This window comes from Eudoraea chungangensis, from assembly GCF_029360665.1.
Lineage (GTDB): Bacteria > Bacteroidota > Bacteroidia > Flavobacteriales > Flavobacteriaceae > Eudoraea > Eudoraea chungangensis.
In genome coordinates this window covers 509336-520783 of sequence record NZ_JARDUB010000004.1, presented here as the reverse complement: position 1 = coordinate 520783, position 11448 = coordinate 509336, and the positions used below count along the sequence as shown (strand labels likewise).

Sequence of the window (11448 nt, the reverse complement as noted above, 5' to 3'; positions counted from 1 at the left end):
AAGAATTTAATTCACAAAAGTAAATTCAGGCAGCTTAATAATCTCTCCGCCCTTCAAAGCTGATTCATGCGCCAAGATACCGACACAGGTAATATTGGCCGATTGTTTCGCATTTGGGTATGGAGATTCGCCTTTCAATAAAGCATCAACAAATGCATGCACCAAATGCGGATGTGACCCGCCATGACCTGCCCCTTGCGTAAATGATAAATGGGTATTGCCATCGGTATCATAAACCCCTCCGGTAGTAAATGCTTGAATTTCCTCAGGTAACAATTTTGCAAAATCAGGACAATCTACTTCTTCGGGAATTTCAGGTTCTGGTTTTTTGGCGGTGTGAACCACCAAAGGTTTTCCTTCAATCAAAGGCCATTCTACCGATTTCTTGGATCCATATACTTCAAAACTTTCTCGGTACTGTCGTGCCACATCAAAAAGCGAACGATAGACCTGAGCGCTTACATCTGAATTTCTGAATTTGATATGGGTGGTCTCAACCGCAAATGGCGAATTGTATTCTTTGATCAATTCTTCGCGTATTGTTCCTGAGCCAAAACAGGAGACAAATTGCGCTTCATCCCTCGTTAATGCTAAAACCGGCCCTACACAATGGGTCGCATAATGCATAGGGGGCAGGCCGGGCCAATAGTTGGGCCATCCGTCCATGTCTTGTTGGTGGCTCGCCTTCAGGAATTGCACTTTGCCGAGCTCCCCATTTTCATAGAGTTCTTTCATGTAGAGAAATTCACGCGCATATACCACTGTTTCCATCATCATATAGGTCAATCCGGTTTCTTGGGTCAGATTCACGATTTCTTCACATTCTTCAACCGTTGTTGCCATGGGAACGGTACAGGCCACATGCTTACCGGCCTTCAATGCTTGAATCGATTGCTCGCCGTGATTGGGGATTGGAGTATTGATGTGCACCGCATCGATATCCGGGTCTTTCAACAATTCTTCATATGAAGTATATCTTTTTTCGACCTCAAAAGCATCGGCAATTTCATTTAACTTTTCCTCGTTGCGCTGACATACGGCAACCAGCTCCGCATTTGGATATTTTTTATAGATAGGAATAAATTCGGCGCCAAACCCTAAGCCCACAATGGCTATTTTAATCTTTTTTGTGCTCATTTTATATTTTGTTGAAATGTTGATTTTAAAAATTTTAGTCCTTTTTTAGCAAACTCATCTTGACTAATGGCGAGTCTTTTCCAAATATTTACAGCCGCTGCCAATTCAGGTATTTCGGGAGTGAAACTTTCGATGACGACGGCCCCAGAATAGTTCACATCGGCCAAGCCTTTTGCAAATTCGTCCCATGGGGTCAATCCCGTGCCCGGTATACCCCTATGGTTCTCGGAAACCTGAACATGAATCAACCTGTCGCCCGCGGTCTGGATAGCCTTGCGGATATCCTGTTCTTCTATGGTCATATGAAATCCGTCCAAAATGATTTTCATGTTGGCTTCATTGATTTCATTAAGTAGCCTTACCACATCATCTGCAGTATTGATCAGATCGGACTCGAATCGATTCAAAGGCTCCAAAGCGATATCCAGCCCATGCTTTTTAGCGATATCGGAAAGCGTTCTTAAATTTTTGACCGCTCGGCCCCATTCCGCTTTCTTTTGTTCTTCGGATGCCAAACGCGCCTTGCCTACCGCAGCATATAACGGTCCGGCAACAAATCCGACACCCAGTGAGGCGGCAAGCTCAAAACACTTTTCGGCATGCTCGAAACAATTTTGATATAAGGAAACCTCATCTGAGGTTAAATCTTTGTCATCACCAAAAACGATGCAAATCGTCGGTATTAGGCCATTGACACTTAAAGCCTCTTTGACGATTTTCACATCGATCAAATCTGGATTTTCCACTGGAATCTCAACAACATCAAAACCCATCGCCTTGATTTTAGGAAAAAGTACAATCGACTCCGTGGTGAAAGGTGATTGCCACAACCAGGTACTAACCCCGAATCTTAACCGTTCGTTCATCTTATGCTGGATTTGCCACTACTTTCATAACGCCCTGCATGATACGCCAGTGACCGGGAAATGTGCAGATATAGGGATACTCACCAGGTTCATCAGGAACCTTAAAACGCAACACAGCCTTTTTTTCAGGGTCGACCATGGGGGTAGCTTCCAGAACCTGTGGCATATCCGGGATATAATCCCGCTCGGCACCATTGGGGTCTTGGGCCATTTTGTCCGCTGCAGCCCCTACCAATTCTTTACTTCCCTTGGCTAATACCAACAAATTATGTTGCATAAAATCGTTATTCTCAAAAACCAATTCTATGGTCTCCCCCGCTTTTACGGTAAATTCAGGAATATCGTATTTCATCTCATTCTTAATGGTGCGTATCGTAATGACCTGATCGACATCGGCTTCGACCAAAGCATCTTCCGAAGAAAGCTTGCCACCGTAATTCTCATATAGCATCTCGGCGATGCTCTTTTTTGAAAATTCACTTGTTTGACCCGAGTAATCTTTCTCCACATCATATTTCCATTCACCTTTCAGAGAAAGGCTTTGACCCGCGACCTTCAATTCCATCGGATGAACATCGCCATAAATTCCACCTCCTCCACCGACGTCCTCCATCCAAACGGCAATTGTATTTTCTCCAGCTTTTAAAATGCCAGGTTTGATAGTATAGGTTCTGGTTTCTTGATAGCCTTTCGTCGCCCCGACCTGTTGTCCGTTGACATAAGTAATATCATTGTCATTGATCTGTGCCAAGGACAGGGTGGCGGATTTTCCTGATACACTTTCAGGCAATGCAATCGTTTTACGGAACCAGAGCGTGCCATCGATATTCACTCCTGCATCCTCAATGGTTTGCGGCAGTGTCATGGTCTTCCACTTACTATCTTTATAACTTACTTGATAGGGCAGCACCTCCTGCGCAAAATCTTCACCAACATCAGGGTGTGCTTTCTTATATGCCGTAAGGAATCCTGGACTATGTTTTGAGCCCGCGATATAAACTGCTTTTGACAGCCAATTATCATCCATGATACGGTCTGTTTCACTCATAACGAACAATTTGCTTCCGAGGTTTTCCGAGGATTGCAATTCGGAAAGGACTAATAGTGTCTGCAATACTACTTGAGGGTCTTGGTCGTTAAGTAATTTAGACTTGGAAATCGCTCTGGCCGTTCTATCCGTTCTGGGAAGGATTTGTAAGGCGGCTCTTCGAACTTCGGCCGAAGAATGGTCCAACGCTTTTTCGACCGCATTGAGGGCCTCTGAATTTTCTTCTAGAGTAACTAAACCTTCAAGAGCCCAAATCGCATGCAGGGCAGTAGAATTCAAATTAGCGGCAACGGTTTGATCGGCCACTAATGGAAGTAAATCTTCAACAATGTCCTCATTATTTCGCTCAACAAGCAAACGTTGCGCGGTCAACCGCCAAAACATGTTGTCATGACCTAAAGCGGCAATTAAAGTACTTGGGTCATCCGTAGTTAGTTTAGGGTAATCACTTGCCTCATACGTTTTTGGGACGACGCGCCAAATGCGCCCCTTTGACTTGTCGCGTAGCGGGTTTTTGTAGGCGTTACCCTCGCCGTTTTCAGCATCGTACCCCCCTCTTTCTTTTCTGGGAGTTGGGTTGTGCTGCACTATGAAATTGTACCAGTCGGCTACCCAGACCACGCCATCAGGACCAACTTTGGCCTCGACCGGGGATACCCACTCGTCAGCACTTGAGAATAGATTACCACCGTCCTGTTCGACATAACCTGCCCCATCTTCAACAATTTTTGAAATATGCACCAGTCCACCCGTAGGTTCACAAACGAAGGCCACTTTGTTCCAATAGCTTTTAGGGTATTCACGCGCAGTATAGAAGTGATGTCCTGCCGCAGCCGTGAATCCCCCGAAAACATCTACCTGGCGAACATTGGGTGTGATGGGCTGCATAAAATAATGACCATCGATTTTCTTACTGCCCGCATTACTGATACCCTCGACCCCTTCGAAATATGAATTGTTGATGCCCAAATAAACGCTATGGGTGTTGTTGGCGGTGGAAGCAAAAATAGAGTTGTCTTCGGTAAATCCAAGTCCCCAAGTATTGTTGCTCGTTTTGGTCAGGTACTCGAATTCGGTATAGTCGGTATCAAACCGATAAAGACCTTGGCCAAATTCGAAAGGCTTGCCAAAGATTTCGCCCTTGAACCCCGAATAGCCCAAGACCCCATAAATTTTATTGTCAATTCCCATTTGAAGATTGGAAGGTCCGGCATGGGTATCAAAGGTACCCCATCCATCGATGATCACTTCCCGGATATCGGCCATATCATCCCCGTCGGTATCCTTTAAAAATAAAAAATGCGGTGCTTGGGAAACCAATATACCACCATTGACAAATACGAAACTGGTAGGTAGGTTGAGGCCTCCGGCAAATACAGTTACCTTATCCGCTTTTCCATCATTATCGGTATCCTCCAATATTTTGATGACGTCATCTCCCGAACTTTTGTCTTCGCGAACGGTGTTCGGATAATCAACGGTTTCGATAGCCCAAAGACGACCGCGTTCGTCCCAATTCATAGCAATCGGATTTACGATATCTGGTTCAGAAGCAAAGAGCTCCAATCTGAATCCGGGCGGCACTTGAATCAATTTTGCGGAAGCTTCGGGACTCAAAGGTATTTGATATTGAAGTGGGGGATCCCTCTTCTCGTAGTTGGGAATATTATCTTTCGGTTCGTAGGTCAATGTCGGTATATCGACCATAAAATCGGTCCAGTTCTTTTTTGCGACCGAATCGACCGCCCAAAGAATACCTTCCTTTACCAAATTTTGGAAACCGGGCTGGTTCCAAGTACGCTCATCGTGTCCATAGGCCGTATAAAAAACCTTGCCTTTTCCATAATTCTTTACCCAAGTCCAAGGTTCGCGATGTTCTCCCTCCACTCGTTCCATTAGGACGTTTATGTCGTCGGCTAACTTGTCGTGCACATACGTTTCATCCCAAGTTTCAAAAGGGGTGACCGTTTCCATAATAGGGTGCTCTTTGGTAATTATTTCAGCGGTAAAATCACCAGTTTCATGACTCATGAAACGACCTCCGACCATATCGATATAGGCATCGCTGTCCTTAAAGCAGAAACTGGCACAATGAAGTGGGATGAAGGCATGACCTTCGGAAACATAATCCATCAAGGCCTGCTCGTGTTCCGGCATTCGACCCTCGTAGTTCGCGTAGAGAATAACACCGTCAAATAGTGCTAAATTATCGGCATTCAAATCGTTGACATCTTCGGTATAGGTAATATTGATACCGTCTTTCGTGAGCGCGGAAGCCAAAATGGGCATATATTCACTAGAAGGATGGTGTTCCGCATCATGGCCTAGAAATAGGAGTTCAATCCGTCTGGGTTGATCATCAGGAATAACTTTTGCCTGTTTGGTCTCCGACCCACAGCTTATAAAAAAAAGTGCAGTAAATAAGACAGGTACAAAAAACTTCGTGCTGGTTTTCATAATAAGAGGTGTAATGAATTATTCAATAGTACTAAAAAGTCATTCTAAAAACATCCTGATAAGTATCCATAACTAACTGTTTTATATCTCTAAAATTTATATTTACAAAAATATAAGATATATTAGTAAGCTAATCTCGACAACTTGAAATCTGCATTACAAAAATCACCGATACCTGAAAACCATGCTTTCGTAGTAAGTCATCTCAAGGAGCGCTACTTTGACCCCAATTGGCATTTTCATGCCGAATACCAAATTTTTATGGTGTTAAAAGGAGCGGGAACGCGGTTTATCGGTGATCATGTAACACCCTTTAAACCGGGCGATATTACCTTTACAGGCCCTAATCTACCCCATTTGTGGCGAAGTGATGAGCTAACAAATTTCGGAATAGGAGAGGAGCATTGTGAAGGAATCGTAGTCTATTTCAATGAAAACTTGATTGGCAAAAGCTTTTTACAAACTGAAGAAGCCCTACGACTACGTCAACTGTTCAAAAAAAGTCTACGCGGATTGGATGTTACGGGAAGAACACGGGAAACAGTACACCAAATGATTGCAGGACTACCCGAATTAAATGGATTCACCGGTGTTTTGGAATTGCTCAACATCTTGAATATGCTCTCGAACACCAATGATTTGGAACCCTTGGCAAGTCCCGGATACACCAATAGTCTCAAAGAGGGGGATACGGAGCGCATGAACAAGGTCTATGCATATGTCATGCAAAATTTCAGAGGTAAAATAACGGTTTCCGAACTTGCCGAACTCACCAGTATGACCCCGACTTCCTTTAGCAGATATTTTAAGGTTCATGCCAACAAAACGTTTTCTGAATTTGTCAGTGAGATACGCATCGGTCATGCCTGCAAACTACTCATAGAAAAGAGAATCAACGCTTCACAGGCTTGTTATGCGAGCGGTTTTCAGACCCTATCCAACTTCAACAAACAATTCAAAACCATTACGAAAAGGACTCCAATGGCCTATAAAAAGGAATACCGACCAGTTTAGTAGACCGTATAAATAAGGATCCTTTTTGAGAAATGTTTATTTCGCTACCAAAACCACACGCTGATAGCGGGTCATATACGGAAATTTGTCGTCCGTCACTTCCAGAACAAAATGGATGGTCTCGCCTTTTTCTATATCAGTGGGTATCTGTACCGTCGTTTCTGGTGCATCGTCATTTTCAATTTCAACCTTTCCCGAGTAGGTACCGGCTTCTATATACTGCCACCATGAATACATCAGTTCATCGCCATCGGGATCAGTCGCACTTCCACTAAGTTGTACGGTACCGTTGGGCTTGACATTTATTTGATGGGGATGGTTCAATTTTACGACAGGGGCATGGTTGGCATCCTCAAACGATTTTACGCCCCAATCGGCGCGTGCCGCAAAATCGAGTTGTAGGTCCTCGATCCAACGGGTCTGTGGAAAGGCATTGTCCATTTTTTGGAAAAGGTAATTGTACTCCGCCACTTCCTCGCCATCTTCCCATCGATTGGGATTTGTCTTTGATTGCTGTAATCTCCCTCCCCATCCACCGTATTCGGGATGTTCCAAATTGTCCAACCCCACATCGATCAGATGCAAGAATGCCGGGGAATCGCCCTCTGAAATAAAATCATATTTCCCGAACGTGCCCCATTGGGCATTATCGAGCTTGGTCGGGTCGCCATGGATGTGCTCGTTGTCTCCCTCTTGTTTTTGGCCGTCGCCATAACTGTAATACATCTTGGTCAACGGGCCATGGCCCTTGATGATATGCTCGCCCATAAAACCACCTTGCAGGTATTGGTGCCAAACCTTTGGAATCGCTTTTTTCCAATTATAAGCCAAAGCCCAAAACTGCTCCGAATTGTAGTAGACCTTGACGTCTGGCCATGCCTTTTCGATGTACTTTTTGTATGTGGCATCTTGATCCATGATGGTAAACAGGATGGCCTTCGTACCGACTTTCTTTTGGACTTCCTTCCATTGATCGGTGTCCTTGAATTCACCCTCAATGGATTTTAAGGCCCTCGCAATGGTATTGGTGCCGCCCCAGACTTGAAGGTATAATGGGGTCAGGTCATCATCCAATAATTTCTGCTTGATGAATTCGGAACCCTCGGTATCCTTGTCCATTTCTCCTTCAAAATCAATATTCCCGACCTTGACAAGACTTCTTAAATAGTCGGCGGTCGGAAATCCTTCGGCGTGTAGTTTTAAATTCGGATGCATCTGTTCATAAGCATCGATCAGGTCTTGCATCCATTGTGTCCCCGGCCATCTCAGATCTGTCTTTTCCCCGTACATTTTCTTGGTCATTTCCATTTCGGAAACGAACTTTGTGCCTTTTCCGTCCCCCTTGTAATGCCACATGGAGCTACTGTAAACCAGCCCTTCGATTTCAAATTCATTGGCATAGAGTAGCATCCGAATAAAGGAATCCACATCGTCGATTTCGCCATCGGTGGTTACAATGGTTCTCGGTTTTTCAGTTACTGTCTGGGCATAGGCCATTGACGAAAATCCGACACTTAGCAGTAAAATATAGAAGCCTATTTTTTTCATTTCTGATGGAATTTCTGGGAAATCAATTTTTATAAGCCTTATCCAAAAACAGATATCGGGCATCGTTTTCTGCATCTTTTGAGCCACTTTCGGTATCAATGACCATCACAGACGGATTGGTATTATTAGCTTCGGCACTCGGCCATTCCGGTAGATTTTCGCCGTTGGGATTGCCTGTTTTCACGAAATTTGCGAAAAAGTTCAACATCGTTTCGGAGGTCTTGAAATCATTGTCCGTCCAGGCATAATCATCCACCAAATGAAGATTGCCCATGGCGTACTCGATTTCAGCGGCATGTGGAGCACCGATGGGTTTGGGCATCGTAGGCGTATCAGCATCCTTTTTCACAGTACCCCCCGCTAGTCCGGAAGTTAAGTTTCCATCCCGAAGTGGAGGTCTTTTTTTGCTATAAAGATAACGGTACACGGGTTGGTCACTGTTCTTTCGATGAAGGTCGAACCATTTCCAAGTGCTGTAAGCTATAAACCGATCGGAGGCCAAATCTGTGGCAGAGCGTTCGATTTCCTTTTCGGAGCCGCCCGGATATAATTTCAATATTTCGGCATGTTTTTCTGGATAGGCCTCCTTGACCTTGGCCATATAATTTTCTTTGGAATAAGGTCCTTGTGTGAAAGCCATTCCGGGAATTTCAGCAGAATTCCATCCTACCAACAAAGGAACTTGGGCCTGCTCCTTATCCTCAAAAATTTTAGGGAGCGATTTTGGTAAAAAATACCCATCAATGACCATCGGAAATCCGAAACGTTGGGACTTGTTGTAGATTTCATAAATGTCGCGAGTTGGTAACTTTCTGAATTCCTCAATGTTTTTAAACCCTGCTTTTTCTAAAAATTCCTTCCCCTGCTTTTCCGCTTCCTCCAAAGTAATTGGTGCCATAGTCGGATGTATCGCTGCACCGCTTTCACCGATTGCCCCCGCAATTAAATCTTTGCTCAAGGGTGAGGCCATTTGGGCACTAACACCGATGGATCCCGCAGATTCCCCCGCTATGGTCACCTTTTTAGGGTCGCCCCCGAATACTTTTATATTCTTCTGAACCCATTGCAATGCCATGTTTTGATCTAGTTGTCCATAGTTGCCAGAGGCTTTGTAGGGAGACTCCGCAGTGAGGTCGGGATGCGCCAGATTGCCAAAGACATTCAATCGGTAATTGGTTGTAACGACCACCACACCCTTCTTGGCCATGCTTTCCCCATCATACCGGTACTCAGAGGCATCCCCGGCTACATTACCGCCACCATAGAAATAAACTAGTACGGGAAGATTCTTCATATTTCTGGTAGTAGGCGTCCAAATGTTAAGGTACAGACAATCTTCGCTCACTCCCTCGGAGCGTGATTTCATATCGCCAAATACCATGGTCTGCATAGGACGCGGTCCAAAACTTTTGGTTTCCTTTACTCCTTTCCAGTTATCCAATGGCTGGGGAGCTTTCCATCGCAATTCACCCATCGGCGATTTAGCAAAAGGAACCCCGAAATAGGTTTGGATTCCCGTGTGGGTATTGTAATTGCCCTCAATAATTCCGTTTTCGGTTTTTGCCTGGACAGGAAAGGAGTTGTTCTGAGCATTTAGATTCATCATTATGGTTATTGCAAACGACAATAAGGTTACGTGTTTTTTCATTTTCGTGCATGTTTAAGTTTACATTTCAATGTTTTCATAATAATTGAATACTTTTTTTAAGGATTTAGTTCCATATCCAAAAGTGCGGATGATAACGACTTTCCATGTTTGTCTAAAAATAAGGAACGGGTAACACCACCACCCAACGCATCTTGCATCACAAAATTAAGCGCTGCGATAGAAGGAATTTCATAGCGTATTACCTCGCCGGTAACCCTATCCGAAAAATAGCTTTGAACACACTCGGCCGTGACCTCCCGAAGTAAAAGTTCATAGTCTTTTCGTTCATAGGCAATAACGGAAATATTGACCATGTTCCCCTTGTCTCCCGTTCTTGAATGTGCTATTTCCCTTAACTTCATTTAAATGATTTTATACTTTATTGAAGGCACGACCTTTTCTTCATCTATCAAAATGGATTGAACGGCAATTACCTCTTGTACGGACTTTTTCGCACCACCACCTCCTGCAGGGCCATTGGTGTATAAAGCTTCCACTTCATTTCCGATTTTTACGGCCGCTGCTTTTGTACTCGTTCGTGCCGCCACCCTCATCCTTACTTCATAGGGCTTACCATGGGAAATTTGATTCCCGTAAAGTGAATTAAACCCAACAATATCGTATCGAACATCTTCGATTTCAGGTTGGTATTTTTCAAGTCTTTTTCTAACAATCTCAAGACCTAGCCTAGCTCTATCCATAGCCCCAGGACCTCCATAGCTCAACTGACCTTCTCCTATAAACCCATCCCTGTACCCAATGGAAACTTTTAATTTGCCTGTCTTCTTTTGACCTGTTGCTCCTTCAATTAGGATTTTATCTTTTTCGATTTCGGTGATTTTAACCTTGGAAAAATCCGCGATGACATCCGGTGTCAAATATTTAACAGGATCGTGTATTTCATATAGCAATTGCTCTTTGCAGGTAGCCATTGTTACCATTCCACCGGAATCATTCAATTTTGTGATAAAAAAGCCCCCTTCGGTATTTGCCTCCACGATTGGGAAGCCCAAATCTTCCAAATTTGGAACATCCTTGTATCCGGGGTCTGCAAAATATCCTCCGGTTACATGTCCCGCACATTCCATCAGATGACCGAGAGCGGTTCCCTTTCCCAACAAATTATAATCCTGCAAAGACCAATTAAACTCCTTGATTAAAGGGGCCAAAAACAACGAGGGGTCGGCCACCCTACCTGTGATGACTACATCAGCTCCATTTACCAAGGCCTCAACAATAGGTTCAGCCCCAAGATATGCGTTTGCAGAAACCATCCGCTTCTTAATGCTCGATAAGGGTTTGCCGGTCTCCAATAAACTGTATTCGTCGTCCCTAATTTTTTCGGTGAGCTCATCACCTAGGATGGCAGCGATTTTTAAGTGCGGTAACTGCAGGGATTTGGCAATCTCCACAACTTTCAACATAGCTGCTTCCGGATTTGCCGCTCCCATATTGGTAATGATCTTTACATTGTTTTTTGTGCAAATAGAAAGACAGGCTAGCATTCTTTCCTCCAACAAGGGGTCATATCCTTTTGAGGGGTCATTGAGTTTTCTCAGTTGCGCAAGAGCAATCGTTCTTTCAGCAAGACACTCGAACACCAAATAGTCAAGTTTGCCTTTTTTGGCAAGTTCAACTGCAGGCTCGATACGATCTCCGGAATATCCGGCCCCAGAACCTATACGAACTATTTTTTTTGAATTTACTGCCATCAACTTGGGTCCATTGGT

The 11448-nt window shown here is 44.1% G+C and carries 8 protein-coding genes; 1 reads left to right on the top strand and 7 read right to left on the bottom strand.

The genetic code is table 11. From position 1 onward, the window contains the following. Window positions 1-6 precede the first annotated feature (6 nt). The 3 genes from PXG98_RS12285 to PXG98_RS12275 are packed head-to-tail and all read right to left on the bottom strand — an operon-like array spanning window position 7 to window position 5508. A complete protein-coding gene (locus tag PXG98_RS12285) occupies window positions 7-1137 on the bottom strand; it encodes a Gfo/Idh/MocA family protein (RefSeq protein WP_276391480.1) in 1131 nt (376 codons plus the stop codon). Further along, window positions 1134-2003 (bottom strand): sugar phosphate isomerase/epimerase family protein, encoded by an 870-nt coding sequence (locus PXG98_RS12280; protein WP_276391478.1) that lies wholly within the window; start codon window positions 2001-2003, stop codon window positions 1134-1136. The genes PXG98_RS12285 and PXG98_RS12280 overlap by 4 nt, the downstream gene beginning before the upstream one ends. Before the next feature lies 1 nt (window position 2004). Then, a complete protein-coding gene (locus tag PXG98_RS12275; RefSeq protein ID WP_276391476.1) occupies window positions 2005-5508 on the bottom strand; it encodes a PVC-type heme-binding CxxCH protein in 3504 nt (1167 codons plus the stop codon). A gap of 144 nt (window positions 5509-5652) precedes the next feature. Between PXG98_RS12275 and PXG98_RS12270 the strand changes: the two genes are divergently transcribed. After that, complete coding sequence (locus PXG98_RS12270; protein WP_276391475.1) at window positions 5653-6522, top strand: AraC family transcriptional regulator; 870 nt, start codon at window positions 5653-5655, stop codon at window positions 6520-6522. A gap of 36 nt (window positions 6523-6558) precedes the next feature. On the opposite strand, the gene PXG98_RS12265 is transcribed toward PXG98_RS12270, so the two are convergent. From PXG98_RS12265 to PXG98_RS12250, 4 genes are read right to left on the bottom strand one after another with little or no spacing between them, the layout of a single operon-like run. After that, complete coding sequence (locus PXG98_RS12265; RefSeq protein ID WP_276391473.1) at window positions 6559-8145, bottom strand: DUF1593 domain-containing protein; 1587 nt, start codon at window positions 8143-8145, stop codon at window positions 6559-6561. Continuing rightward, a complete protein-coding gene (locus PXG98_RS12260) occupies window positions 8093-9718 on the bottom strand; it encodes a carboxylesterase/lipase family protein (protein ID WP_276391471.1) in 1626 nt (541 codons plus the stop codon). Before PXG98_RS12260 ends, PXG98_RS12265 begins: the two co-directional genes overlap by 53 nt. A 56-nt stretch (window positions 9719-9774) precedes the next feature. Next, window positions 9775-10080 (bottom strand): AtuA-related protein, encoded by a 306-nt coding sequence (locus PXG98_RS12255; protein ID WP_276391469.1) that lies wholly within the window; start codon window positions 10078-10080, stop codon window positions 9775-9777. Then, window positions 10081-11430: an acyclic terpene utilization AtuA family protein gene (locus PXG98_RS12250; RefSeq protein WP_276391468.1), complete on the bottom strand. Its 1350-nt coding sequence runs from the start codon at window positions 11428-11430 to the stop codon at window positions 10081-10083. Between the last annotated feature and the right edge of the window lie 18 nt (window positions 11431-11448).